Here is a 23,915-nt window from a genome sequence, read left to right as displayed (position 1 = left end):
AGCCTCTCGATCGTTGAGAGGACAGGAGGGCATATGTTCAAGACCCTGTTGGGCGGCCTGATCGGCGGCGTCGCCATGTATCTGATCGGCTTCCTCTTCTGGGGGACGCCGCTGAGCGCGCTCGCCTTTCATCGCGCGGAGTCCGCCGCCGGCAGCAATTTGCAGGCGGCCCTGGCGCAGGCGCTGACGCCGTCGGGCACGGGCGTCTATGTGATTCCCGACCCGGCGACCGCGCAGGGCACCATCCTCTATGGCAAGGGGCCGGTCGCCACGGTCTTCTACAACAATAGCGGATTTCCGGTCACCGATGCCGGGGCGCTGATCGGCGGCCTGATCCTGGCGCTGGTCGTCGGCATCGTCATTGCGCTGATGCTGCGGATCGTGAGCGGCGATCTGGCTGGACGGGCGAGAGCGACGGTCCTGTTCGCGCTGGCGGCCGTGCTGTGGCTGCATATCGGGCAAGCGGTGTTCAACCATGCGCCCTGGGGCTATATCCTTTATCTGGCCTTCAGCGATTTCGCGGCGCTGGTCGCGGCAGGACTGGTCGCGGCTAAAATCATGGAGAGCAGGCAGGCCGCCGGTTCCGACGCCACGGGGAAGGCAACCCTGCATTAAGCGCGGAAGGGGGCTTGCCGACTTTCCGCTTTCCTTGCTGAACAGAGTGCTCCTGCGAAGGCACTCGAATGAGACAAATGGCTCGTGAGAGCCTTCGCAGGAACGCGGCGCGCTCAGCGGCAGCTATCGGCCATCACCCACCTCTTCCGCCAGGCGGATCATGCAATCGGCGTGGCGCCGGGCGATGGCCATTCGGTCTTCGCCATAGCCGCCGCCCATGGTGCTGGCGAGCGGAATGCCCCGGCGGCGCGCGGCGCGCATCACGGCGCGGTCGCGGCGGTCCAGCCCGGCATCGCTCAGCGCCAGACGGCCGAGGCGATCGTCTTCATGCGGGTCGACCCCGGCCTGGTAGAGGATCAGATCAGGCCGGAAATCGTCGAGCACGGGCGGGAGGGCCCTCATCAGCGCCTCCATATAAGCCTCGTCGCCCGTGCCGTCCGGCAGGCCGATGTCGAGCGTCGAGCGGGCCTTGCGCACGGGGAAGTTGCGGTCCGCATGGATGGACAGGGTGAATATGTCCCCTCGCCCGCCGGTCAGCACGGCCGTGCCGTCGCCCTGATGCACGTCGAGGTCGAGGATCAATATCCGGTGCGCATCCCCCTCCGCGATCAGCCGGTTGGCAGCGATGGCAAGGTCGTTGAACACGCAATATCCCGCGCCGCTGCCGGGCAGTGCATGATGGCTGCCGCCCGCCGCATTCGCCGCATAGCCATGGCGCATGGCGAGCCGCGCCGCCAGCCATGTGCCGCCGGGCGACAGCATGGAACGGCGCGCCACCCGCTCCGTCACCGGAAATCCGATCCGTCTTTCCTTTTCCCGCGGCACGGTCTGCGTCGCGACCTGCTCGACATAATCGGGGTCGTGGACCGCCTCTATCCAGACGCGCGGCATGGGGGCGGGTTCATGCACGGTAAAGGGTGCGGCCGCCATGGTCAGCGCCTCCATCACCAGCCCATATTTGTCGAAGCGAAAGGAACTGCCCGCTGTTGCCGGAGAGACATAGGCCGGATGGTGAACGACGTGCAGCATCATCTTTTCCGCTATCTTCGAGTTTGAACGATGCGGGCTTTGCGCTATCTGGTCCAGCATGAACCGTCCTGAAATGATCCGTTTTTCCGTAATTTCCCTGCTGGGCGCCGTCGCGGTGCCGGCGGTGGCGCAACCGCCGGCCGTCGCACCGACCATGCCCGCCCCGTCGGCGCAGCCCCCCGCCCCGCAGGTCATCCTGCCTCCGGCCATGGTGACGCCGCCGCCCGTGCCGCTGCCGCAACCCTCGGCAGCGCAGGAAAAATGGCTGAACGAGTGGCTGAAGGGCGGCGCGGTCCAAGGGTTGATGGCGCGCGCCAGAGCGACCGGAGAACTGAAGGGAGAGGCGCTTCTGTCCGCCGTGCTGGACCGGGCGAAGGCGCTCAGCACCGGGCGCGTGGATACCGCCGACTTCCTGGAGATCTGGGCGTTGCGCCCGGCGCGGTTCGATCCCCGGCCCGGCCTTGCCAAGGCGATCAGCGAGGACAGGCTGCCCCAATGGGCGCTCAGCCTGACGCCGCCCTATGCCGGCTATGACGGGCTGCGCAAGGGGCTCGCCAATTACGAACGCATTCGCGATGCGGGCGGCTGGCCCACCCTCACCGCGCAATCCTCCCCCGATGCCGTGCGGGCGCGCATCGCCATAGAGGACAAGAGCGTCACGCCCGGCGAAAAGCTGGTCGATGTGCTGCAACGGGCGCAGCGGCGCTATGGCCTCAACCCCACCGGCCTGCTGGACGCCCGGACGCTCAGGGAGCTGAACGTGCCGGTGGACGATCGCATCGCCGCGATCATGGCGAATATGGAGCGCTGGCGCTGGATGCCGCGCGAATTGCCTGTCAACCGGGTGCAGGTGAATATCGCCGCCGCCGTGCTGACGGTGTTCGAGGGCGACCAGCCGGTGACGTCGATGCGCGCGGTGACGGGCTCGCCCGACAATGCGACACCGATGCTGTCGTCCAGCATCCATTCGATCGTGGTCAACCCGCCATGGAATGTCCCCTCCTCCATCGCGAAGCGCGAATTGTGGCCAAAGGGGCGCGCGACACTGATCCGGCAAGGGTACAAGATCGTCGGCACGCCGGAAACCGGAGAGCGGATCGTGCAGCCCGCCGGCCCGAACAGCGCGCTTGGCCGGTTGAAGTTCGACTTCAACAATCCCTTCGCCGTCTACCTGCACGACACGCCGTCCCGGGCAAAGTTTTCAAGCTATGACCGGCTGGCTAGCCATGGCTGCATCCGTCTGGAAAAGCCCGTCCCGCTGGCGGAGCTGATGGTGGCGGGCAATCCCGACCTTGCCGGCAAGATCCAGTCGCTGATCGACGCGGGCAAGACCCAGCGGGTGTCGCTGCCCAAGGAAGTGGCGGTGTACCTGCTTTACTGGACCGCCTTCGCCAGCAATAACGGGACGATGAGCTTCCGTTCCGACCCCTATGGCTGGGACAAGCTGCTGGCGGCGAAGATCGAGGCGTCCAGCCGCCGCGTCGATCCGACCGCCGCGCCCGCCACCTCCATCGCATCCAAGGACTGATCTTCATGCGCAAATTCGCCCTTATCGCCCTTGCCGGGACGCTTGCCCTCGCCGCCTGCGGCAAGAAGGAGGAAGAGGCGCCCGCGACCAACAATCTGGTCGAGCCGCCGGTCGAAAATGTGATCGAGGAGGAACCGGTGGCCCCCGCTCCCGAGCCGGGCAACAATGCGGCCGCGCCGGAACCTGCGCCGCCGCCGAGCATTTCCGAACAGCAGCAGATCGAGGACGACGCCGCCGCGACAGGCATGACGGCGCGCCTTGGCCAGGACGGCGCAGACGAAGGCGCGAACGCCACCGAATAGGGGCCCGCGCCATCGGCCGGAGTCTTCCCGCCCCGGAAAGGAGGCGGGACGGCGGCGGCGATCCTGCGCCGCCCTTGGACTGGCGCTGCTCCTTTGCTATATTGCGATTCATGGATCGTCGTAGTTTTACCAAGCTCGCTTTGAGCGGGCTGGCATTTTCGTTTCTTGCCGACAGTGCCGGGCGGGCCGCTCCGCTGGGCGAAACGCAGCCACAGCCGGCAGTTCCTCCCGCACCGCGTCCGGCTTCGCCGGGGCCGCTCGCGACCCAGCCCTATGCGAAACTGCTGGAGCGGGCAAAGGCCGCGCTGGACCAGCATGGGCATATGTTCACCCTGCGGGACCGGGTGGCGCTGGCCGATTTCAATGCGCCGTCGCGCGAATTGCGCTTCCATGTGGTCGACCTGATCGGCGGGCAGGCAAGTTCCTATCTGGTTGCCCATGGCCGCGGTTCCGACCCCGAGCATTCGGGATGGCTCCACAGCTTTTCCAATGAGCCCAATTCACTGGCGAGCAGTTCGGGCGCCTTCAAGACCGGCGAAATCTATGAGGGCCAGCATGGCCGGGCGATGCGCCTGGCCGGGCTCGATCCGCAGAACAACAATGCGGAGATGCGCGCCATCGTCGTGCATGGCGCGGACTATGTCAGCGAGAACCATATCGCGACCTGGGGCAAGATCGGCCGCAGCGAGGGCTGTTTCGCGCTTGCCCGCCATATGCTGCCGCAATTCATCGGCCTGATGGGGCCGGGGCGGCTGCTCTATGCCGACAAGATCATGGGCCAGACGGCTTAGGCACAGAGCGTTACCCTGTCCCGTTCGCACAGGGTCGGGCAGGTTGAAACATGGCGTGCTCCCGCCTTCGCGGGGGCAGGTTCACCGTTGGACAAATAGGGCGTCGTGCGCAAAAGTGGGAACGGGTTTTGCGTTTTAAACGATGCGACAACAAAAGCTTGGAGCGCGCGGCCTGCGTTCGATTTAACGCAGCGCGCTCTAAATAGCGGCGTCAGCCGGCCTTGGCGCCCGTCATCGCCTCGATAGAGGGTTTGTTCATCGCATCGATGGTGCCGTCGCTCAGCATCGCCTTGCCCATTTTCAACGCTTCGGCGGACAGGGCCGGGTCGTTGCCGGTCTGGCTGACCCCGATCAGTGCGGATAGCAGGGTGTTCCGGGAGACCGCATCCCCGGCCTTTTCCGCGACGGACCTGCGCGCGAGGGTCAGCGCCTCCTGATAGAGGGGATCGGCCCCGGTCCTGTCATTGCCGGCGAGCTTCTGATTGCCCATCTGGATCAAGATGCCGGCGAAGATATTGCGGCTGGCGGCATCGGCGGGCTTTGCCTCCACCAGCTTGCGCCAATGGGGCGCGGATTCGGTATAGAGCGCGATCACCCTGTCCATCCTGCCCAGCGCGCCCTGCGCCGCCGCATCGGCGTAAAGCGCGTTGGCGAGGAAATTCACATTTTCGATCCTGGCGGGGTCGAGCTCCACGGCCGTGCGGATAGCGGGCAGTGCGGCTTCATATTTCGCGGCGGCGGCGGCATTGTCGCCGGCCTGCTGCGCGGTCTGTCCCGCGGTGAAATCAGTGACCGCCCGGTTGAAGGCCGCGATCTGTTCCGAACTCATCCGACCGGCGGCGGGAGCCGCCTGCCCCGCCTGCTGGGCAAGCACCGGGGCCGCCAGCGCCAGCGGCGCGGACAGGGCGATCAGGACGAAAAGAGAAAAACGGGGCGGCAAAATGGAGCACTCCTCGGTCTTGCGAAAAAAGCAGGCTTCAGGGCAGCCCGCCTGTCGATATTGAACGAAGACGCTGCGTCATTCCCACCCGGTCAGGCGCGGGCCATCTCGCAAAAGGCTCGGGCCATGGCAAATTCGTTCCTGCGCTGCGCCGACCGGGCGGCGGCTTCCTTGTCCTCGCCCCATTGTTCGACTTCCCAGGCTTCGTCGATTTCGGACGCCGTCCAGATCAGGTCGGCGTCATGGCCCCCCTCCACCACCGCCAGACCGCAGACGAGCGAGCCGGACAGCGTCACCAGCGTGGATAGCCCCGCCAGGGTGAAAGGGTCGAGAACCGCCACGGCAGCCGCCAGCCGCTCCAGCGTTTCGGTCGGCTGGGCCACCGGAACGATGCCCTGCGTCACCCGGAACGCGACGTCGTAGCGGGTCGTCGCCCATTCCAGCAGCGGGTCCCAGGCCGCGGCCTCTCGAGCAATCAGTTCGGCCGGCCCCTCCGCACGATAGCAGAGCAGATCGCTTTCGGCATAGCGGGCGATGCCTGCGGCAAAACTCCCGCTATTGGGTGCGATCTGGTCTATGGCGCCGTTGGCGAGCCCGGTGAACGGCATGGATCGGGGGTCGACCGTGTCGCCCTGCGCGCGCCATTCTTCGGCGATCGCCTCTGCAAGCCCCTGGGTGGGCAGCGCCAGCGGCGCGCGGGCGGGGGTGCGGACCGGGCGGCCGTCGAGGCGGATTTCGAAACCGGATTCAACCGCGACGACGGCGGCATCCTGGTAGAAGCGTTTCATGATTGCGGCGGTTTCCTGAACAGCGCGAGCAGCAGGCGCGGGACGATGACGAACTGGAACAGGCCGACGATGACGAAGATCGCGCCCATCGCCTTCGCCTTGTTCCCCTGCACCCAATGGAAGCGCTGCATCAGCACCAGGAAGCCGAACATCACCAGCAGCGCGCCCGACAGGCGGAACAGGCCGAGCGCGAAGAAACGCTGGCGGGCGACCTTTTCCGGGTCGGTGGGAGGAACGGGCGGCATGTCGGTCATCGGGAGCGGCTGTCGGACGAAGGGACATGGGGGGCGTGGATATGGCCGCGCAGCTCCGCGCTGTCCATGGCGACGCTGTGTGCGCCGGCGTCCATCAGATCCTGCGGCGTGTGATAGCCCCAGCCCACGCCCAGCGCCCGCGTGCCGGCAGACAGCGCCATGTCGATGTCGAAGCTGGTGTCGCCGATCATCACCGTGCTTTCCGGTGTCGCTCCTGCTTCGGCCATGGCCGTCAGCAGCATGGAGGGATGCGGCTTCGACGGATGGCGGTCGGCGGTCTGCAACGTCACGAAATGGGCGTGGATGCCATGATGGGTGAGGCAAAGTTGCAGGCCGCGGTCCGATTTGCCGGTGGCGACGCCCAGCAGCCAGCCATCGGCATCCAGTTCGCGGATCAGTTCGGCAATGCCGGGATAGAGCGGTTCCGACACCGCATTTTCGCGGCGAAGCTGCTGGAAGGCCAGCTTGTAGCTTTCCGACAGATGATCGTGATAATCGGCCTCCGCATCCGGCAGGAGCCGCGCCATGGCGAGCGGGAGCGACAGGCCGACGACCGACAGGATCGTCGCGCGGTCCGGCGCCACCAGCTTCTCGCCCTCGAACGCGCGGACCATGGCCGTGCAGATGCTGTGCTGGCTGTCGACCAGCGTGCCGTCGCAATCGAATACGGCAAGGCGATTGCTCATGGCCGCGTCGCCCGCATGAGGGCGGACATGGCGGCATCGCCTCTGGCCGCGAGAGCGTCCGCCACGGCGATGCGCGCGGATTCCGGCTTGTCCTGTCCCAGCTTCATCGTGCCTTCCATCGCATGCACGGCCATCTCAAAGCCTATCAGGCCCGTCATCACACGCTCGAACAGCCCCTCGCTCATCTTCTCGCGGGTCCAGACCGGTTTGGGCAGGAGGCGGCTTTCCTGATCGTTCGACAGCGCGTCGAGATGGGCGACGGTCTGCTCATGGTCCAGCCTACGCATGACGCCGCGCAATTCCGCCGACTGGTAGTTCCAGGTCGGCACCTTGTCGGGCATGCCGTACCAGTCGGGGCTGATATAATGATGGGCGCCGGTCACGACGATCAGCGCTTCCTGACCGTCCAGGTGGCGGACGATGGGATTGGCGCGGTGGAGGTGAAGGCCGACATGCCGCTCGTCCCTCCAGACGAGCGGCAGATGGACGACATGCTGGCGGTCCGGTGCGGTCACGCAGAGCAGGCCGAAGCCCACCTCCGCCACGAATGCGCGGATCGCGGCTTCGTCCCGCCAGCGATAAGGCGCGCCGGGCGTCATTTCCTGCGCGGCCCTCCACCCGAACCGCGGGCGCGCCGTTCGCCCTTGCGGCCCTTGCGGATCTGCTTGGCATGAGCGCGGGCGGCCTTCTTCTCATCCTCCCGCGTGGGCGCGCGGGCGACCTCCTCGTCGAGCGGCAGGTCGCCGGCGGAGAGGTCGAAGCCCAGCGAGGCAAGGCTGGCGGCGAAATGCTCGGGCAGTTCGGCCCGCACGTCGACCCGGCCGCCATCGGGATGATCGACCCGGATGCGGCGGGCGTGAAGATGCATCTTGCGGCTGATCGTGCCGCTCAGAAAGGCGTCCTTGCCGCCATATTTGCCGTCCCCGACGATGGGATGGCCGATTGCCGCCATATGGACGCGCAACTGGTGGGTCCGGCCGGTATAGGGTTGCAGTTCGACCCAGGCGGCGCGATTGCCCGCGCGTTCGATTACGCGATAGCGCGAGCGGGAAGGAAGCCCTTCCTCCTCATCGACATGCATTTTCTCGCCGCCGGTGCCGGGCTGCTTGGCGATGGGCAGTTCGATCATGCCATCCTCGATGGAGGGCACGCCCATCACGATGGCCCAATAGACCTTGCGCGCCGTGCGGCTGGAGAAGGCCTTGGCGAAGAAGGCGGCCGACCGCGCGGTGCGCGCGACGAGCAGCGCGCCGGACGTGTCCTTGTCCAGCCGGTGGACGAGCTTGGGCCGCTGGTCGAGGTCGAACTCCAGCGCATCGAGCAGGCCGTCGACATGATCGTCCGTCTTGGTGCCGCCCTGCGTGGCGAGGCCGGGCGGTTTGTTGATGACGATGGCTTGCGCGTCGCGATGGATGACGAGCCCCTGGGCGAAGGCCGCCTGATCGTCCGTCAGTTGCGGACGGATGCGTTTGGGCTTCGCGGTTTCAGGGGCCTTGGGCTCGGCGGGGGGCACGCGGATGGTCTGGCCCTCCGCGATGCGGTCGCCCGGCGCGGCGCGGGCGCCATCCACGCGCAACTGGCCGGTGCGCGCCCAGCGCGAGACGGTGTTGAAGCCGATGTCGGGCAGATGCCGCTGGAACCAGCGGTCGAGCCGGATGCCGTCGTCATCCACCGCCACGCGGAATTGCCGCACGTCGAGCGACACGCCCTTCGCCGGAGAGGAGGAGGCGGACCGGGCAGCAGTCTTTGCCGCAGGCGTTTTGGCGGCGGGCGTTTTGACAGGAGGCCGGGCAGCGGGCTTAGGCGCATCCGGCTTGCGGGCGCGAGCCGCCTTGGCCGCGCCGCGCGCCCGCCCCTGGGGCGCTGCGCCGGGCTTGCGGGGGCCGGTGGGTTTGCCGGGAGGACGGCCCTTCATGCGACGCTCCTCATGACGGCCAGACCGCCGGCCAGCGCGCCTACGGCGCCGATGACGGAAAGGACCGCATAGCCCAGCGCCATGCCCGGCTGCCCCCGCTCCATCATCAGCACGGTTTCCAGGCTGAAGGAGGAGAAGGTCGTGAAGCCGCCCAGCAGACCGACGGCAAGCAGCAGCCGGATCGGTTCGCCCCCCGCCATATTGAAGCGGGCCAGCCATCCGGCGAACAGGCCCATGGCGAAACCGCCGATGATATTCGCGCCGAATGTTCCCCAGGGCCACAGGGCGCCAGGGAATATCTGGGCAGCGAGACGCCCGAGCAGGTAGCGCAAGGCCGATCCGACGGCGCCTCCTGCCATGACGAGAAGAATATTGGTCATGCCGCCCGCCCTAGAGCATTTTTGCAAGGCTTGGGAAGCGGTCATTGGCCGGGGGGATGAAGGTGGCGCTGTTCCCCCTTCCAATCGCCGATATGGCATTTTTTTCACGACCCATGTCACGCCAGCCGATCCTGTCTCGTCATGTCGGCATAACTCAGGAAGAAAGGTGCTGACATGACTGCCAAGCTCGACCCCTTTGCCGCCGCGCCCCAGCTTATGAAAAGCTGGTTCGCCACCTCCGCCGCCATCAATGCCAGCCTTGAGCCGAGCCTTATCGAGCTGGTGAAGATCCGCGCGTCGCAGATCAACCAGTGCGCCAACTGCATCAACATGCACACGGTCGAGGCCCGCGCGCAGGGCGAAAGCGAACAGCGCATCTACCTGCTTTCCGCCTGGCGGGAGGCGCCCTGCTATACGGCCCGCGAGCGGGCCGCGCTGGAATGGACGGAGGCCTTGACGCGCCTTTCCGAAGGGCACAGCCATGAAGCGGCCCACAAGGCGCTGGCAGCCGAGTTTTCGGAGGAAGAGCAGGTGAAGCTGACCCTGATGATCAACGTCATCAACGGCTGGAACCGCATCGCGGTGGGCTTCGGCCTCTGGTACGACACGCCGGCCAGGGCGGCTGCGTGATGGCGCAGGGGGCGCATGGGGGCGCGGCGGAGAGCTTCGATCCGCTGCGTCCCAGGCTCATCCGCGTCGCCTATCGCATGCTGGGTTCGGTCGCGGACGCCGAGGATGTGGTGCAGGAAGCCTTTATCCGATGGATGGGCGCCGACCGCGGCGCGGTGCGCGAGCCGGAAGCGTTCCTGCGCCGCACCGTGACGCGGCTGTGCCTCGACCAGCTCAAGTCGGCGCGGCGCAACCGCGAAACCTATATCGGCCCCTGGCTGCCCGATCCGGTGGTGGACGACGCCGGGGAAGAAGAGGATGTGACGCTGCCGCTGATGCTGGCGCTGGAACGGCTGTCGCCGCTGGAGCGGGCGGCTTTCCTGCTGCATGACGTCTTCGGCGTCGGCTTCGAGGAAATCGCCGCCACGGTCGAACGCGATCCGGCGGCCTGCCGTCAACTGGCGGCGCGGGCGCGGGCCCATGTGCGGGAGGCGAGACCCCGCTACCGGGTGGAAAGACAGCACGGGCTGGAGATTGCCGGCGCCTTCTTCGCCGCCTCGCGGAGCGGCGACATGGCGGCGCTGGGCGCGATGCTGGCACGGGATGTCAGCCTGCACAGCGATGGCGGCGGCAAGCGCCCTGCCGCGATCGTTCCGGTGCTGGGCTTCGGCCCGGTCATGCAGATGCACAAGGCGCTGGCCGTGCTGTTCGGCAAATATGGGTCGACGCTGGTGCGCGTGGGATTGATCAACGGCCTTCCCGGCTTCGTCACCCGCGAGGCGGACGGCGAACTCCAGACCACGGCGCTCGACATCGAGGATGGGCGCGTCACCGGCATCTATGTGATGCGCAACCCGGACAAGCTGCGGCATCTGCATTGACGGGGCCGGAAAGCCTGCGCTGGGCCTGTCGAAGGTCGGGAACCGGTCTTCCGATCAAACGACGCCCCAACAAAAGCCTGGAGCGCGCGTCCCGTGTAACGCAGCGCGCCTTTTAGAGGAAAATCCTTTGCGCGCCGGGGACGGCCCGGATCAGATAATAAGCGGCGAGCGGTATCAGAAGCGCCTGCACCAGCAGCCACGGCTTGGCCATATAGGGCGAAAGATAGTGAATGACCGCGACATGGAGATACATGACGACCAGCGATGCGCGCCCGATGGCGGCGATCCATCCGCCAAAGGGCGCGATCCGCACCGAAAGGCGGAACAGCAGGAAGCTGGTGGCCATGGCCGAGGCGATGGACAATAAGGGCCAGCCATAGTCGGCCGCCTTCATGTTGAGCGTCGGCAGCAGCGCCGTCAGCCCCGCCAGCGACAGCGGGACCAGCGGCGCCAGCATCCAGCTTCGCCAGTCCACGCGCTGCCATGCCGCCCCCACCCAGAGCAGGACCAGGGCCATGGGTAGGGTGAGCAGCCCCAGCGGCGACAGGCTGGTGCATTGTGCCGCGCCATAGGCGATCAGCAGCACCGGCAGCATCAGCAACGCCCAGCGCCGGTCGAGCGGGTCGGGCCAGCGGGCCAGCGCCATGTTGAACAGGATGCGCGCCATCATCAGGCAGGGCACGAACCAGAATATGGTGAACGGCCCGCGCAACCAGGAGCCGCCGAGCGCTATCGGCGCCAGATCCCCCGGCCAGTCATGGAAGATCGGCCTGCCGCCCTTCATCGTCTCGACGACCTGATCCGTCAGGATCAGCAGGATCAGGAAAGCCGCATAGGGCCGCATCTGGGACGCGAGCTGGCGGCGGGTGAAGCGTCCCGCCGGCTGCGGACGGGACAGGAGGCCCGACAGCAGGAAGAACAGCGGCATGTGGAAACTGTACATCGCGTCGCGCAGTCCCCCGCGCGTCCACACATGGCCGGCGACCACGGCGACGATCCCGATGCCGCGCGCGACATCGATCCATTCCAGCCGCCCTCCGCCCGGCGGATGCGCCTCATGCCCCCTGTTCTCCATGCCCTCCACGCCCTATAGGAAGCGGCACGCGCGTCAATCGCTGCCCTGCATTTACGGAAGAACGCCTCTTGTCCCTGCTTCATGACCGAGTTCTGTTCATCGATGGCGAGGCCATCATCCTCGACAAGCCGGCGGGCCTGCCCGTCGACGCGCCGCGTGACGGGTCGCTTTCGCTGGAAAACCACCTGTCCTCGCTGACCTTCGGCTTCCAGCGCTGGCCGCTGCCGGTGCACCGGCTGGACCGCGACACCAGCGGCTGCCTGCTGCTCGCCCGCAATCCCAAGGCGCACAAGCGCTTCGCCGCGGCCTTTGAGGCCGGAACGGTCGCGAAGCGCTATGTCGCGGTGGTGGACGGCGTTCCGGCGGAGGACAGCGGCACCATCGGCCTGTCGCTCAAGAAGATCAGCACGCCCACCCAAGGGTGGCGGATGATCCCGGCGAAGGCGGGGAAGGCCGCGTTCACCGACTGGCGCAAGATCGCGGAGAAGGACGGACGCTCGCTGATCGTCTTCACCCCCCGCACCGGACGCACCCACCAGATCCGGACCCATGCGCTGCATGGCCTGGGCTTCGGCATTGCGGGCGATCCGGTCTATGGATCAGGCGAAGGGCCGATGCTGCTGCACAGCCGCTTCCTCAGCATCCCGCGCGGGGAGAAGTCGCCGGCGGAAGCGACCGCCCCCCTGCCCGCGACCTTCGCGGCAGCGGGCTTCGGGCAGGAACTGCTCGAACAGGCCGGGCTTTAGCGCCCTTGCCACGCATCCCCGTCACCCGGTCGATCTCCATCGACAGCGACGAGCTGTCGGAAAGCTTCGTCCGCTCGACCGGGGCTGGCGGCCAGCATGTGAACACCACGGACAGCGCGGTGCAGTTGCGCTTCGACGTGGCGAACAGCCCGTCGCTGCCCGAGGCGGTCAAGCACCGGCTGGTGGCGATCGCCGGACGGCGGATGACGGCGGAGGGCGTGCTGATCCTCCGTTCCGAAGGATCGCGATCGCAGCTCTTGAACCGGCAGGAGGTGCTGGCCCGGCTTGTGGAATTGATCCGGGACGCCACGGTCGTGCCGAAGGCGCGCAAGGCGACCAAGCCGGGCAAGGCCGCCAAGGCGCGGCGCGTCGACGCGAAGAAGGCGCGCAGTTCGGTCAAGGCGGGACGTGGCAAGGTAAGGCTGGATTAACCGGTCTGGCCTGCACCCGCGCCACATCCTATATGCCGGCTATGTTCGATTTCTCTCCCCCGGCCGGTGCCGACAAAGCCACGCTCCATGACGACCTGCTCTCCGCCGCCGATGCGCTGACGGCGGGCGAGCCCGATGCCATCGCCAACATGGCCAATGTCTCCGCGCTGATCTGGCAGTTCCTGCCCGACCTCAATTGGGCGGGCTTTTACCGGATGGTCGGCGGCGAACTGGTCCTTGGCCCCTTTCAGGGCAAGGCCGCCTGCATCCGCATCCCGCTGGGCAAGGGCGTCTCCGGCGCCGCGGCGGCCAGCGGCCACACGCAACTGGTGGAGGACGTCCACGCCTTTCCCGGCCATATCGCCTGCGACGCCGCCAGCGCTTCGGAGATCGTCGTGCCGGTGATCGTCGAAGGCCGGGTCGTCGCCGTGCTGGACCTCGACAGCCCGATCCCGGCGCGCTTCGACAGCGTGGACCGGACCGGACTGGAGGCGCTGGTCGGGCGGATCGCGTCGCGCCTGGCTTAGGTCGTAAACCCATGAATGGCACCTTCAGGGAACCAAAATAGCGAACATATCGGGCCGCAATGCGCGCCGCTGCCTCTTTTCGGGACAGGCATGGAAATGCCGGCGCTTGGATGGCGGCGGCCGATCATGCTAAACAAGCCGTTAACATATCAGCCGAAAACGGGGATTTGAGCATGCATATCCGGAGCTTCATCCTGGCCGGCGTAGGTCTGGCGATCGGGTTGACGGCACCGGTTTCCGCAAATGGGCCGGTCGGGGGTGGAGGAATGGCCGCCCGGCCGGCGATCCATGCGGGAACCACGGTGCACCGCTGGGGTCCGCGCCATCAGGGCCGTTGGCATGCGGGCTGGTACGCGCCGGGCGGCTGGGCGGCTTATCGCAGGCCCGTGGTCGGCTATGTCCTGCCACGCTATTGGGTCAACCCCGCCTATCATATCCGCAACTATGGCGCTTACGGGCTGCCGGCGCCCGTCAGCGGCTATGGCTGGTCGCGCTATTATGACGATGCGATGATGACCGACCGGGATGGCCGCGTGCGCGATTATCGCAGCGGCGTCGCATGGGAGGAAGCAGGCGACACGCCACCGCCGCCGGGCATAGGCTATGATGACGAAGTCACCGCGCGGGATGGCCCGCCGCCGCCGCCGCTGGGCTATGAAGGGCGCTGGAGCGGTACATGGCGCGACAAGGACGGCAAGACCTTCAGCGGCGATTATGAAGGTCGTTTCGAGGGGCAGGTCCGGGGTGGACCGGGCGTCGATTTCGACCCGCCGCCCTATGCCGCCGGGCCGAACCGGACGGAGCGGCGCGCCGGTCCGGGAGAACCCGTCGTCACGACGACGCAAGCGCCGGGCTTCATATCGGACGGCTATTATTATCCCGGCGCCACCACCACGACGGTCGTGGTCCAGCCCGCCGTCACCACCACCCGGACCTATGTGACGGAAGTTCCGGTCCGCAGGCGCAGGGTGCGGTAGCATCGACAGAGTTGTTCCGGTGCGCGCGGGAAGGATTGGAGCGGGAAAACCGGCGTTCGCTCCGATGAATCAGATCGCCGCTCCAGCTTCCTTGTCTTCCGCGATTTCTTGACCAGCGACGGTTACGATCGCTTGGAAATCGCTCTGGAGCAGATTCCGATCCGATTGCATCGACTGGACTGCTCTAAGTTTTTGTTTTATCGCGTTTTCCGAGTCAGCAGACTATTCCATCTGCCTGGAAATCGCTCTAGGCGGCGCGGGATCGTACCGCCGCCCAAGGCCGGGGGCGCCCCATCAGATAACCCTGGCCGATGGTGCAGCCGCGAGCGATCAGCATCTCGACCTGTCCCACCGTTTCGACGCCTTCGGCCACCACCTCCATGCCAAGGCTGCTGCCCAGCTTGACGATGGCGTCGACAATGACGGCGTCGCCCGCATCCTGTTCGATATTGCTGATGAAACTGCGGTCGATCTTCAGCACGTCGACCGGATATTGCTTCAAATGGCTGAGCGATGCGTAGCCGGTGCCGAAATCGTCCAGCGCGATCCGTACGCCCGCCGACGACAGGCGGTGCAACGCCCGCTCCACCTGTTCGGCGCCCCGGCCCAGGAAAACGGTCTCCGTCACCTCGATCTCGAACTGCTGCGGCGGGATGGTGCAGCGCGCGAGATGGGCGAGGACATAGTCGGCAAAATCATGCTGCATGAAATCGGCGGCGGAGGCGTTGATGGCGACCCGGCCCGGATCATGGCCGGCGCGCAGCCATCGGTCGACGTCGCGGACGACCTTCGCCAGCATCTTTTCGGTAAGTTCGACAGCCAGTTCCGCATTGTCGAAAGCCGCCGCGATCGTGTCGGGCGCGTGGACGCCGGTGCGGGGATGCTGCCAGCGCAGCAGCGCCTCATAGCCCAATATCCGTCCGGTCCTCATGTCCGCCTTGGGCTGGTAATAGGGGACGACCAGATCGTCCACGATCGCCTGCCGCGCCATGTGGATCATCGAACTGCGCTGTTGCGCGTCGGCGCGCAATTGCGACTGGAACAGCGTCAGCCGGCCCCGTCCGGTGGACTTGGACGCATAAAGCGCCAGGTCCGCCGCCTTCAGCAATTCCGCCGCATCCTCGCCATGTTCGCCAAAGACCGCGCCGCCCATGCTGATCCCATAATCGAGCGACCGGCCATTATGGACATAGGGCGCGCGCACACCGCCCAGCAATTCGGCGCTCCAGGCCGAAAGCGCCGCGCTGCTGGCGAGCGAGGGCGCGATCATGCCGAACTCGTCGCCGCCCAATCGCCCGATCATGGCATCGGCCGGCGCGCAGGAGGCGAAACGCTGCGCAAAACCGCAGAGCAGCGCATCGCCCGCATCATGGCCCAGCGTGTCGTTGGTCCGCTTCAGGTCGTCGATGTCGACCAGGATCAGGCCGAAACTTTCCCCCGTCCGGCGCGCCTGCTCGGTCATTTCCTCCAATGTCGTCTGCCACAGCGCGCGATTGGGCATATGCGTCATGGGATCGTGCGTGGCGGCCCAGCGTATCCGTTCCTCGCTGTTCCTTTCTTCCGTCACATCCTGGAAGGTCACGATGACGCGCAATGGCTTGCCGGAATCGGAGAAGCTGCTCCAGCCGACGCTCTTGATCCAGCGCAGGGCGCCGGTGTCGGCCCTGTGCACCCTCAGCGTGGCTTCGAAATGCGGCGGCATGCGCCCGTTCGCGACGGCGTCCAACATTCCGGCGAGACGCGACCGATCATCCGGGTGCACCAGCCGCAATGCCAGTTCGCTCGTCGCCGGTTCGGTATCAGACAGGCCCAGCATCGTCCGGAATTCCCGCGACCATGTCCGTGTGCCGGCGACCGCGTCGAAATCCCATATGCCCAGCCGCGCCGACTGCACCGCCAGGCGGAAGCGTTCCTCGCTGTCGGCCAGTTCGCGCTGCGCCAGTTTCTGCGCGTGAACATCCTCCAGCGTTCCGTACCAGCGCACGATCCGGCCCTTCGCGTCGCGGCGCGCCGAGGCGCGCGACCGCATCCAGCGATAGCCGCCGTCGGAGAGGCGCAGCCGGTAGTCGACGTCGACAGGATCGCCTGAATGGAGCTTTTCCGTCCAGATGGCCAGCGTGCGATCGACATCGTCGGGATGCAGCGAATCGATCCACCCCCTGCCCCGCGCACGCGCCGGGGCCATGCCGGTCAGTTCCTGCCAGCGGGGTCCCACCTCCTCGATTTCGCCGCTGACCGATGCCGTCCAGGGGACCTGCGGACTGAGTTCGACCGACCAGCGATAATGCTGCCGGCTTTCCGCCAGGGCATCGGCCAGTGCGCGGCGGTCGCAGTCGTACCGCTCATCGATGTCCTCGATCGTTCCGTACCAGAGCGGCGCCTCATCGGGCTCCACGACCAGCGACATGCGCACGATCCCCGACCTCGTTTCACCGGCAAGGGTGCGCATGCGGACGGGAACGGGATCGGGCCGGGGGGAACGTTTGGCGGCGTCGGCCAGCGCTTTCCAGTCATGCCTGTCCAGCATCGACCGCCAGCCATTTCCGATGATGTCGCAGGAAAAATGACGGGCAAAAAGGTCCGACATGATCTCCCGCGACAATATGCGGCCGCGATAATCAGCGATCCAGCGAATCAGCGGCGGCGAAACGCGCTGGAAGACGGGAGAGAATAATAGTTCGTTGCGATAGTGAAACGCATCCCATTCCAGCCCGTCCCGAGCCAGTTCGGAGGCAAATTCCCCAAATCTGCGATCAGCAAAACGGTCCATCTGCCGGTCCTGATCCAACGCCATTTCTGCAATCCATGGGAAAGCAGTAACGGAAAAAGTTAAATAAGATTTCCAATGCCGTAGTACGTAATCAATCCATAACGGCGTTAAGCCGTTCCATGCCGATCGCTCGAAAGCGCCATCGGCCGTCCTTTGTACGGGCTGGATTTTTCGCCGGCTTTATTTGCGGAAGATCGCCGCCAGTTCGCGCGGCAGCGCCGGCTCGTCACGGCTTTCCGCCTGCTGCACGGCCTGCGCCTGCTCCTGCGGGTCGAAGCGGGTCCAGCCGTTGCGGCTCAGTCGTTCAAGCGGCCGGTAGCGTATCTTGTACTGCATCCGCTGCGATCCCTCGACCCAATAGCCGAGATAGACATAGGGCAACCCCGCCTTCGCCGCGCGCAGGATATGGTCCATGATGATGAAATTGCCCAACCCCTTGCGATGCTCCAGCTCCGTATCGAAGAAGCTGTAGATCATCGACAGGCCATCGCCCTGCCGGTCGGTAAGGCAGGCGCCGATCAGCCTGCCGGGACGGCCATCTTCGCCTGGTTCGCGATATTCGACGACATGGCTTTCCACCGGGGTCTGTTCGACCATGTCGGCAAAGTCCATCTCATCCATTTCGGTCATGCCGCCGCCGGGATGCCGGGCGCGCAGATAGCGCTGGAGCAGTTCGAACTGTTCCTCCGTCGACCAGGGCTTGCAGGCGGTGATGACCAGGTCTTCGTTCCGGCGCAGCAATTTGCGCTGGGTGGCGTTCGGCTCGAACTCCCCCGCGACGACGCGCACGGACACGCAGGCGGAGCAATCCGCGCAACTGGGGCGATAGGCGACATTCTGGCTGCGGCGGAAGCCGATGCGACCGAGCGCGTCGTTCAGTTCCGACGCATTGTCCCCGCTCAGTTCGGTGAACACCTTCCGCTCGCTTTTGCCGGGCAGATAGGGACAGGGACTGGGGTTGGTGACGAAAAAGCGCGGAAAGCGGAACGGTGCACTCACAACCGCATCTCCCCCACAGCGCTGCCCGACCCCTGATTCATGAGTCGACTATGCCGTTCGCGGGCCGCTGTGAAAAGTTTATTTACCACGAAAATTGGTTAAGCGGCAGAGAAGAGGCAGGGACGTTATGAGATAGGCCGGGGATGGCCAGTTGCGGACATTGACGCTACGCAATCCGACCGCTTGACCATTTCATTCGGCGGCGACAGCCTCGAAATCGGCTTCGGCCAGGAACTTCTCCACATCCAGAGCGGCCATGCAGCCCATGCCGGCGGCGGTAACGGCCTGACGATAGACCTTGTCGCTGACGTCGCCCGCCGCGAAAACGCCAGGGATGGCGGTCCGGGTCGTGCCCTTTTCCACCAGCAGATAGCCCTCGTCCATCGGCAGCTTGTCGACGAACAGCTCCGTAGCGGGCTGGTGGCCGATGGCGACGAACGCGCCGTCCGTCTCTATATGCGATTTGTGGCCGGTCACCGTGTCGATCAGGTCGACGCCGACCAGCCCCTCGGGATCGCCGCCGCCCACGAAGCGATCGACCGCCTGGTTCCACAGCACCTTGATGTGCGGATGCGCGAACAGGCGCTGCTGGAGGATCTTCTCCGCCCGGAGCGAGTCGCGGCGGTGGATCAGGGTGACGTCATGGCTGTGGTTGGTGAGGTACAGCGCCTCCTCCACCGCGGTATTGCCGCCGCCGATCACCACCACCTTCTTGCCGCGATAGAAGAAGCCGTCGCAGGTCGCGCAGGCGGAGACGCCCTTGCCCTGCAAAAGCTGTTCGCCCTCCGCGCCCAGCCATTTGGCCTGGGCGCCGGTCGCAATCACCAGGCTGTCGGCATAATAGAGCGTGCCGCTGTCGCCCTTCAGGCGGAAGGGCCGTTCCGACAGGTCGACGTCGATGATCTGGTCGTACATCATCTGCGCGCCGACATGCTCCGCCTGCGCCTGCATCTGTTCCATCAGCCAGGGCCCCTGGATCACGTCGCGGAAACCCGGATAATTTTCGACGTCGGTCGTGATCGTCAACTGGCCGCCCGGCTGCATGCCCTGCACCACGATCGGCGCCAGGCCCGCGCGCGCGCCATAAATGGCGGCGGACAGGCCGGCCGGGCCGGAACCGAGGATCAGCATGCGGGTCGAATGGGTGGCGGTCATGAAAGTCTTTCCGGCTGCGATTCGTCTGTCGGGATGAGATAGGCGAAGCAGGCGGACGCGCAAGCGATGGATTTGCTTGAAGGGTGAGAAGCTGAGCCTTGGGCGGCCGCCTTCGTCCCGTCAATCGAGGACGTTGGGCAAATCCTCGAAGCCCTTGCGCAGCGCGGCGGACCAGCTGTGCGAGAGAAGCTGGAACTCCTCATTGTCCGCCTCGATCCGGGTGCGCACGCGGAAGTCGAAGGCATCCCGTTCTATCACGGTCAGGTCCAGCGGCATCCCCACCGACAGGTTGGACCGCAGCGTCGAATCCATCGACACCAACACTGCCTTGGTCGCATCTTCCAGACTGGTTTCGCGCTTGATGATGCGATCCAGGATCGGCTTGCCATATTTATGCTCGCCGATCTGGAAGAAGGGCGTGTCCTCCGTCGCCTCGATGAAATTGCCGGCCGAATAGATGAGGTAGAGCCGCGGCTTGCCGCCCCTGCGCTGCCCGGCGATCAGGATGGAGGCGTCCGCCGCCGCGCCCTGCATCTCGATCGTGCTGCGATAGCGGCCCTGCATGGTGCACATCGCCTCCCCCACGATCTGTGCGACGCGGTGCATGGTGGGGCAGTTGAGGATCGTCTCCACATCCGGATCGAGCGCCGAATCCTTGATCGCGCGGCCCAGCATCGCCTTCACCCCCTGGGTGATAGACAGATTGCCGGAGCACATCAGGGTGATCGCGCGTTCGCCCGGCACGCTGTAGGTGAAGCTTTTCCGGAAGCGCGCGATATTGTCCATTCCCGCATTGGTGCGGGTGTCGGACAGCATGACCAGCCCCTGGTCGACGCGCACCGCCACACAATAAGTCATGGCCCCAAGGGCTCCTATCGTCGTTCAACCCTGCGTGGTGGTCTGCGCGCCCTGTTGTTGCTGCCGCTGGAGCTGCCGCTCCTCCACCCCATCCTCCGCCTGCGCGATCCGGACGTCCGCGTCAATCCAGATATCGCCCGCCACGGTCACGGAGCCGCGTATCGGCGCCGCCTCATCCGCATCCAGCCCGCAGGCGAGGCGCAGATAGCGCTCCGTCACGCAGACCCGGTTGGAGGGGTCGAATCCCACCCAGCCCAGTTCGGGCACCAGCGCCTCCGCCCAGCCATGAGTCTCATGCAGCACGTCGCCCTCATCGGCCAGCAGATAGCCGGACACATAGCGCGCGGGGATGCCCATGGACCGCGCGCCGGCGATGAACACCTGCGCATGATCCTGACAGACCCCGGCGCCCAGCGCGAAAGCCTCCGCCGCCGTGGTGTTCGTGGTCGTCACGCCTGCGCGATAGGCCACGGCATCGCTGACGGCGGCCGACAGCGCATGCAGCCGGGCCAGCGGCCCGTCTTCGTCGGGGAGGGACAGCGCCATCGCCCGGATTTCCGGCGATGCCCCGGTCAGCCGCGTTTCCCGCAGAAAATAGCGCGGATTCACCGGGCAGCCGAGCCAGCCCACCACGCCATGGCCTTCGCATGTTTCGACCAGTCCTTCCGCGACGATGACGGCATTGTCCAACCGGTCGTGCCGGACCCAGATCGCCTCCATCTCGCCATAGCTGTTGCGGCGAAAGCCGGTCAGCGGATCGCCATTGACGCTGACCTGCCAGTCCAGCACCTTCTGCGTCGGCGTGTCGACGGGCATCAGCTTCAGCCGCATCGCCACCCGCCCGGCCGCAGCCTCATAGCGATAGATGGTCTGGTGGCGAACGAGCAGTTTCATGCGCGTCCTCCCATCAGCCGAAATGATAGGCCTGGGCGATCTCGACGCCCAGGCGGTTGGTGCTCATCAGGCCGTTCTGCACCGTTTCATGCAGGCCGGCCCGGAAGATTTCGCCGCTGTCCAGCTTCTCCAGATCGGTCACCATCTGCCGCACGGTGTCATGGCAGGCCGAACGCGCATCATGCCATCCGGCTAGACGGTTCAGCCGATAGGCAAGCTGGTCGTAGCAATAGGCGACGCTGCGCGGGAACAGGCGGTTCAGCATCAGGAAATCGGTGATCTGCCAGGGCGTGTAGGTGCCGCCATAGACATGGTGGAACGCCCGTGCGCCAGACAGCGCATACAGCACCGACGTCCATTGATAATGGTCGCGATTGCCGCCGACCACTTCCGTTTCCGGCAGCAGCACATAATATTTGACGTCCAGCAGGCGCAGCGTCATCTGCGCCCGCTCCAGCGCGGAGCCGGTGCGCAGGAAATCATGCCCCTCATTGCGGAGCTGCCCCGAATGGGCCGCGCCGCGGAAGGTCATCACCCGCGTCTTCACCCAGTCGATCAGCGCGGGAAGCTGCTGCCGCGCCTCCGCCACGTCATAGCTGTCGAGCTTGCGCCAGCCTTCGTTCAGCGCCTCCCACATGTCCTGCGTCAACATGGTGCGGGCCGATTTGGCGTTTGCGCGGGCTTTCAGCAGGCAGGAACGGATGGAGGAGGGATTGTCGAGGTCCAGCATCAGGAAGGCGATGGCGTCGCTTTCCGTCACCTGCGCGCCTTCGGGGAAATGGTTGAGCGCGCCTGTGGCCCGCACCACCGATCGCCACTCGTCGCGATGATGCGCGCCGGGCAGGATCGCCATGCGCTGGCCCATGGTCAGCAGGCGGGCGGTGGCCTCGGCGCGCTCCATGTAGCGGGCCATCCAGAAGAGATTTTCGGCCGTCCGGCTCAGCATGGGGCCCGCTCCCACTCTTCCGTCATTCCCGCGAAGACGGGAAACGCCAGTACGGCGAAACCAATCCATCTCCCAAGCGTGCCGCCAGGGGTGAGATCAGGAGATGTATTCCCGCCTTCGCGGGAATGACGAAGAAGGGTGATGAAGGTTCTAAACATCATCAATCCTGCAATACCCAGGTGTCCTTCACCCCGCCCCCCTGGCTGGAGTTCACCACCAGCGATCCTTCGGTCAGCGCCACACGCGTCAGCCCGCCGGGCACCAGCCTGATCTGCTTGCCTACCAGACAATAGGGCCGGAAATCCGCATGGCGCCCCACCACCGCCGCCGGTCCCAGCGTGGGCACGGTCGACAGATCCAGCGTCGGCTGGGCGATGAACTCGCCCGGATTGGCGCGGATGCGGTCGGCATAAGCCGCGATCTCGTCCTTGGTCGATTTCGGCCCGATCAGCATGCCGTAGCCGCCCGATCCATGGACTTCCTTCGCGACCAGTTCGTGCAGATTTTCCAGCACATAGGCGCATTCGTCCGGCTTCCCGCATTGCCAGGTCTGGATATTGTCCAGGATCGGCTGCTCGCCCAGATAGAAGCGGATCATTTCCGGCACATAGATGTACACGGCCTTGTCGTCCGCGATCCCCGATCCCGGTGCGGACGCCAGCGTCACACCGCCATTGCGATAGACGTTGAAGATGCCGGGCACGCCCAGCAGGCTGTCCGGCCGAAAGACCAGCGGGTCGATATATTCATCGTCGATGCGCCGGTAGATGACGTCGACCGCCTTCGGCCCCAGCGTGGTCTTCATCCACACCCGGTCATCGTCGACGAACAGGTCCGCCGGCTCCACCAGTTCCACGCCCATCAGGTCGGCAAGGAAGCTGTGCTCATAATAGGCGCTGTTGAGCGAACCGGGCGTCAGCACCACCACCACCGGATCGCCCTTGCAGGCGGGCGGCGCCACTTCCTTCAGGCTTTTCAGCAATTCCGCGGGATAATCGTCGACCGGCGCGACCACGCCCTGCGCGAACAGTTCCGGGAACATGCGGGTCATGATCTCACGATTTTCCAGCATGTAGGACACGCCGGAAGGGGTGCGGCAATTATCCTCCAGCACCTCGAACCGGGTTGGCCCGGTGCGGACGATGTCGATGCCGACGATATGGCTGTACACTTTCCCCGGCGGGGTGAAGTCGGCCATTTCCGCCAGATAGGCGCTGTTCTGATAGATGATGTCCGCGGGCATGACCCCCGCCTTCACAATTTCTCCGCGATGATAGACGTCGTGGAGGAAGGCGTTGAGCGCCCGCGCCCGTTGCCGGATGCCCTTGTCCAGCACGCGCCATTCCTGGGCCATGAAGATGCGGGGCAGCAGGTCGAAGGGGATCAGTCGTTCCGGATCGCCACCCTCCCCATAGACGGCGAAGGTGATGCCGATGCGCCGGAAGATCGCCTCCGCCTCATCCATTCGACGATTGAGCCCGGCAATGCCGGTCCGATCCACCCAATTCTGCACTTCCGCGTAGCAGGGGCGTATCGAACCATCCGGCTCAAACATTTCGTGGAAGGGCAAAGTATCGATCCTCCCTCAGCCGGCCATCGGCTGGTTGTGCATTGCAACATTAGTGCAACAGGAAAGGACGAATGCAAGCGGAAAATCCGCCTGGGCCTGACTGTCTGTAAAGGTGGTAGCGGAGGAGGGACTTGAACCCCCGACACGCGGATTATGATTCCGCTGCTCTAACCAGCTGAGCTACTCCGCCCCATGGGCCGTCCGCCGGGCCATGCCCTGCGGTGAGGCGGCGCTATAAGCAGAGCGGGC

Annotated in this window: 26 protein-coding genes and 1 tRNA gene; 10 read left to right on the top strand and 17 right to left on the bottom strand. The window is 65.7% G+C overall.

Translation table 11 applies throughout. The features are described 5' to 3' along the window. Positions 1–33 precede the first annotated feature (33 nt). A complete protein-coding gene (locus LDB29_RS02830) occupies positions 34–615 on the top strand; it encodes a hypothetical protein (protein ID WP_025551767.1) in 582 nt (193 codons plus the stop codon). A 123-nt stretch (positions 616–738) separates the two neighbouring features. Here the strand turns inward: LDB29_RS02830 and LDB29_RS02825 are convergent, their stop codons facing one another. Next, positions 739–1,644, bottom strand: a complete 906-nt coding sequence (locus LDB29_RS02825; RefSeq protein ID WP_025551769.1) for a histone deacetylase — start codon at positions 1,642–1,644, stop codon at positions 739–741. A gap of 73 nt (positions 1,645–1,717) precedes the next feature. Between LDB29_RS02825 and LDB29_RS02820 the strand changes: the two genes are divergently transcribed. From LDB29_RS02820 to LDB29_RS02810, 3 genes are all read left to right on the top strand, one after another. Beyond that, positions 1,718–3,172 carry a L,D-transpeptidase family protein gene (locus tag LDB29_RS02820; RefSeq protein WP_025551770.1) on the top strand — a complete coding sequence of 485 codons (1,455 nt, stop codon included), beginning with the start codon at positions 1,718–1,720 and terminating at the stop codon, positions 3,170–3,172. A gap of 5 nt (positions 3,173–3,177) precedes the next feature. Then, positions 3,178–3,474 carry a hypothetical protein gene (locus tag LDB29_RS02815; protein WP_025551772.1) on the top strand — a complete coding sequence of 99 codons (297 nt, stop codon included), beginning with the start codon at positions 3,178–3,180 and terminating at the stop codon, positions 3,472–3,474. 110 nt (positions 3,475–3,584) lie between these two features. Further along, positions 3,585–4,265, top strand: a complete 681-nt coding sequence (locus tag LDB29_RS02810) for a murein L,D-transpeptidase catalytic domain family protein (protein WP_025551774.1) — start codon at positions 3,585–3,587, stop codon at positions 4,263–4,265. A gap of 211 nt (positions 4,266–4,476) precedes the next feature. Here the strand turns inward: LDB29_RS02810 and LDB29_RS02805 are convergent, their stop codons facing one another. From LDB29_RS02805 to crcB, 7 genes are all read right to left on the bottom strand, one after another. Next, positions 4,477–5,205 (bottom strand): hypothetical protein, encoded by a 729-nt coding sequence (locus tag LDB29_RS02805; protein WP_025550165.1) that lies wholly within the window; start codon positions 5,203–5,205, stop codon positions 4,477–4,479. A gap of 92 nt (positions 5,206–5,297) precedes the next feature. After that, positions 5,298–5,993, bottom strand: a complete 696-nt coding sequence (locus LDB29_RS02800) for an ATP12 family chaperone protein (RefSeq protein WP_025550166.1) — start codon at positions 5,991–5,993, stop codon at positions 5,298–5,300. Then, the gene (locus tag LDB29_RS02795; RefSeq protein WP_025550167.1) at positions 5,990–6,247 is read right to left on the bottom strand and encodes a hypothetical protein; all 258 of its coding nucleotides are present in this window, start codon (positions 6,245–6,247) and stop codon (positions 5,990–5,992) included. Before LDB29_RS02795 ends, LDB29_RS02800 begins: the two co-directional genes overlap by 4 nt. Continuing rightward, positions 6,244–6,933: an HAD-IA family hydrolase gene (locus LDB29_RS02790; RefSeq protein ID WP_025550168.1), complete on the bottom strand. Its 690-nt coding sequence runs from the start codon at positions 6,931–6,933 to the stop codon at positions 6,244–6,246. Before LDB29_RS02790 ends, LDB29_RS02795 begins: the two co-directional genes overlap by 4 nt. Then, the gene (locus LDB29_RS02785) at positions 6,930–7,532 is read right to left on the bottom strand and encodes an FMN-binding negative transcriptional regulator (RefSeq protein WP_025550169.1); all 603 of its coding nucleotides are present in this window, start codon (positions 7,530–7,532) and stop codon (positions 6,930–6,932) included. Before LDB29_RS02785 ends, LDB29_RS02790 begins: the two co-directional genes overlap by 4 nt. Continuing rightward, positions 7,529–8,848 carry an RluA family pseudouridine synthase gene (locus LDB29_RS02780; protein ID WP_193666746.1) on the bottom strand — a complete coding sequence of 440 codons (1,320 nt, stop codon included), beginning with the start codon at positions 8,846–8,848 and terminating at the stop codon, positions 7,529–7,531. The genes LDB29_RS02785 and LDB29_RS02780 overlap by 4 nt, the downstream gene beginning before the upstream one ends. Then, positions 8,845–9,228: a fluoride efflux transporter CrcB gene (gene crcB, locus LDB29_RS02775; protein ID WP_025550170.1), complete on the bottom strand. Its 384-nt coding sequence runs from the start codon at positions 9,226–9,228 to the stop codon at positions 8,845–8,847. The genes LDB29_RS02780 and crcB overlap by 4 nt, the downstream gene beginning before the upstream one ends. Positions 9,229–9,402: 174 nt before the next feature. Here crcB and LDB29_RS02770 point away from each other — a divergent pair, with 174 nt between their 5' ends. Both LDB29_RS02770 and LDB29_RS02765 read left to right on the top strand, forming a co-directional pair. Further along, positions 9,403–9,858: a carboxymuconolactone decarboxylase family protein gene (locus LDB29_RS02770; RefSeq protein WP_025550171.1), complete on the top strand. Its 456-nt coding sequence runs from the start codon at positions 9,403–9,405 to the stop codon at positions 9,856–9,858. Next, a complete protein-coding gene (locus LDB29_RS02765; protein WP_257556079.1) occupies positions 9,858–10,718 on the top strand; it encodes a sigma-70 family RNA polymerase sigma factor in 861 nt (286 codons plus the stop codon). Before LDB29_RS02770 ends, LDB29_RS02765 begins: the two co-directional genes overlap by 1 nt. A gap of 112 nt (positions 10,719–10,830) precedes the next feature. Here the strand turns inward: LDB29_RS02765 and LDB29_RS02760 are convergent, their stop codons facing one another. Beyond that, positions 10,831–11,793, bottom strand: coding sequence for an acyltransferase family protein (locus tag LDB29_RS02760; protein ID WP_257556078.1), 963 nt, complete (start codon positions 11,791–11,793; stop codon positions 10,831–10,833). Positions 11,794–11,861: 68 nt separating this feature from the next. Here LDB29_RS02760 and LDB29_RS02755 point away from each other — a divergent pair, with 68 nt between their 5' ends. From LDB29_RS02755 to LDB29_RS02740, 4 genes are all read left to right on the top strand, one after another. Continuing rightward, positions 11,862–12,539 (top strand): RluA family pseudouridine synthase, encoded by a 678-nt coding sequence (locus LDB29_RS02755; protein ID WP_257556077.1) that lies wholly within the window; start codon positions 11,862–11,864, stop codon positions 12,537–12,539. Between the two features lie 5 nt (positions 12,540–12,544). Next, positions 12,545–12,970 (top strand): alternative ribosome rescue aminoacyl-tRNA hydrolase ArfB, encoded by a 426-nt coding sequence (gene arfB / locus LDB29_RS02750; RefSeq protein ID WP_257556076.1) that lies wholly within the window; start codon positions 12,545–12,547, stop codon positions 12,968–12,970. Positions 12,971–13,011: 41 nt separating this feature from the next. Next, complete coding sequence (locus tag LDB29_RS02745; protein ID WP_257556075.1) at positions 13,012–13,497, top strand: GAF domain-containing protein; 486 nt, start codon at positions 13,012–13,014, stop codon at positions 13,495–13,497. Between the two features lie 173 nt (positions 13,498–13,670). Beyond that, positions 13,671–14,474: an RcnB family protein gene (locus LDB29_RS02740; RefSeq protein ID WP_257556074.1), complete on the top strand. Its 804-nt coding sequence runs from the start codon at positions 13,671–13,673 to the stop codon at positions 14,472–14,474. 247 nt (positions 14,475–14,721) lie between these two features. On the opposite strand, the gene LDB29_RS02735 is transcribed toward LDB29_RS02740, so the two are convergent. The 8 genes from LDB29_RS02735 to LDB29_RS02700 form a co-directional block, all read right to left on the bottom strand. After that, positions 14,722–17,244, bottom strand: a complete 2,523-nt coding sequence (locus LDB29_RS02735; protein WP_257556982.1) for an EAL domain-containing protein — start codon at positions 17,242–17,244, stop codon at positions 14,722–14,724. A 180-nt stretch (positions 17,245–17,424) separates the two neighbouring features. Beyond that, positions 17,425–18,243 (bottom strand): arginyltransferase, encoded by an 819-nt coding sequence (locus LDB29_RS02730; RefSeq protein WP_025550179.1) that lies wholly within the window; start codon positions 18,241–18,243, stop codon positions 17,425–17,427. A gap of 192 nt (positions 18,244–18,435) precedes the next feature. After that, positions 18,436–19,398 (bottom strand): thioredoxin-disulfide reductase, encoded by a 963-nt coding sequence (gene trxB / locus LDB29_RS02725; RefSeq protein WP_025550180.1) that lies wholly within the window; start codon positions 19,396–19,398, stop codon positions 18,436–18,438. Positions 19,399–19,518: 120 nt separating this feature from the next. Then, a complete protein-coding gene (locus LDB29_RS02720) occupies positions 19,519–20,256 on the bottom strand; it encodes a peptidase (protein ID WP_025550181.1) in 738 nt (245 codons plus the stop codon). Positions 20,257–20,280: 24 nt separating this feature from the next. Beyond that, positions 20,281–21,150 carry a transglutaminase family protein gene (locus LDB29_RS02715; RefSeq protein WP_048575373.1) on the bottom strand — a complete coding sequence of 290 codons (870 nt, stop codon included), beginning with the start codon at positions 21,148–21,150 and terminating at the stop codon, positions 20,281–20,283. A 13-nt stretch (positions 21,151–21,163) separates the two neighbouring features. Next, entirely contained in the window at positions 21,164–22,096 is a 933-nt protein-coding gene (locus LDB29_RS02710; protein WP_025550183.1) for an alpha-E domain-containing protein, read from the bottom strand. 160 nt (positions 22,097–22,256) lie between these two features. Next, complete coding sequence (locus LDB29_RS02705; protein WP_025550184.1) at positions 22,257–23,666, bottom strand: circularly permuted type 2 ATP-grasp protein; 1,410 nt, start codon at positions 23,664–23,666, stop codon at positions 22,257–22,259. A gap of 113 nt (positions 23,667–23,779) precedes the next feature. After that, positions 23,780–23,856 (bottom strand) — tRNA-Met (locus LDB29_RS02700). Between the last annotated feature and the right edge of the window lie 59 nt (positions 23,857–23,915).

The sequence above is a fragment of the Sphingobium sp. CFD-2 genome, from assembly GCF_024611135.1.
GTDB lineage: Bacteria > Pseudomonadota > Alphaproteobacteria > Sphingomonadales > Sphingomonadaceae > Sphingobium > Sphingobium fuliginis.
Note: the sequence above shows the minus strand (reverse complement) of the source record. Positions and strands in the feature narration are given on the sequence as shown.

Coding starts and splice junctions, on each gene's coding strand:
- LDB29_RS02770 (WP_025550171.1), top strand. CDS start 9,403: ATGACTGCCAAGCTCGACCCCTTTGCCGCCGCGCCCCAGCTTATGAAA.
- LDB29_RS02745 (WP_257556075.1), top strand. CDS start 13,012: ATGTTCGATTTCTCTCCCCCGGCCGGTGCCGACAAAGCCACGCTCCAT.
- LDB29_RS02790 (WP_025550168.1), bottom strand. CDS start 6,933: ATGAGCAATCGCCTTGCCGTATTCGATTGCGACGGCACGCTGGTCGAC.
- LDB29_RS02800 (WP_025550166.1), bottom strand. CDS start 5,993: ATGAAACGCTTCTACCAGGATGCCGCCGTCGTCGCGGTTGAATCCGGT.
- trxB (WP_025550180.1), bottom strand. CDS start 19,398: ATGACCGCCACCCATTCGACCCGCATGCTGATCCTCGGTTCCGGCCCG.
- crcB (WP_025550170.1), bottom strand. CDS start 9,228: ATGACCAATATTCTTCTCGTCATGGCAGGAGGCGCCGTCGGATCGGCC.
- LDB29_RS02735 (WP_257556982.1), bottom strand. CDS start 17,244: ATGGACCGTTTTGCTGATCGCAGATTTGGGGAATTTGCCTCCGAACTG.
- LDB29_RS02740 (WP_257556074.1), top strand. CDS start 13,671: ATGCATATCCGGAGCTTCATCCTGGCCGGCGTAGGTCTGGCGATCGGG.
- LDB29_RS02830 (WP_025551767.1), top strand. CDS start 34: ATGTTCAAGACCCTGTTGGGCGGCCTGATCGGCGGCGTCGCCATGTAT.
- LDB29_RS02795 (WP_025550167.1), bottom strand. CDS start 6,247: ATGACCGACATGCCGCCCGTTCCTCCCACCGACCCGGAAAAGGTCGCC.
- LDB29_RS02815 (WP_025551772.1), top strand. CDS start 3,178: ATGCGCAAATTCGCCCTTATCGCCCTTGCCGGGACGCTTGCCCTCGCC.
- LDB29_RS02710 (WP_025550183.1), bottom strand. CDS start 22,096: ATGCTGAGCCGGACGGCCGAAAATCTCTTCTGGATGGCCCGCTACATG.
- LDB29_RS02825 (WP_025551769.1), bottom strand. CDS start 1,644: ATGCTGCACGTCGTTCACCATCCGGCCTATGTCTCTCCGGCAACAGCG.
- LDB29_RS02765 (WP_257556079.1), top strand. CDS start 9,858: ATGGCGCAGGGGGCGCATGGGGGCGCGGCGGAGAGCTTCGATCCGCTG.
- LDB29_RS02760 (WP_257556078.1), bottom strand. CDS start 11,793: ATGGAGAACAGGGGGCATGAGGCGCATCCGCCGGGCGGAGGGCGGCTG.
- LDB29_RS02810 (WP_025551774.1), top strand. CDS start 3,585: ATGGATCGTCGTAGTTTTACCAAGCTCGCTTTGAGCGGGCTGGCATTT.
- LDB29_RS02715 (WP_048575373.1), bottom strand. CDS start 21,150: ATGAAACTGCTCGTTCGCCACCAGACCATCTATCGCTATGAGGCTGCG.
- LDB29_RS02720 (WP_025550181.1), bottom strand. CDS start 20,256: ATGACTTATTGTGTGGCGGTGCGCGTCGACCAGGGGCTGGTCATGCTG.
- LDB29_RS02820 (WP_025551770.1), top strand. CDS start 1,718: ATGATCCGTTTTTCCGTAATTTCCCTGCTGGGCGCCGTCGCGGTGCCG.
- LDB29_RS02785 (WP_025550169.1), bottom strand. CDS start 7,532: ATGACGCCCGGCGCGCCTTATCGCTGGCGGGACGAAGCCGCGATCCGC.
- LDB29_RS02780 (WP_193666746.1), bottom strand. CDS start 8,848: ATGAAGGGCCGTCCTCCCGGCAAACCCACCGGCCCCCGCAAGCCCGGC.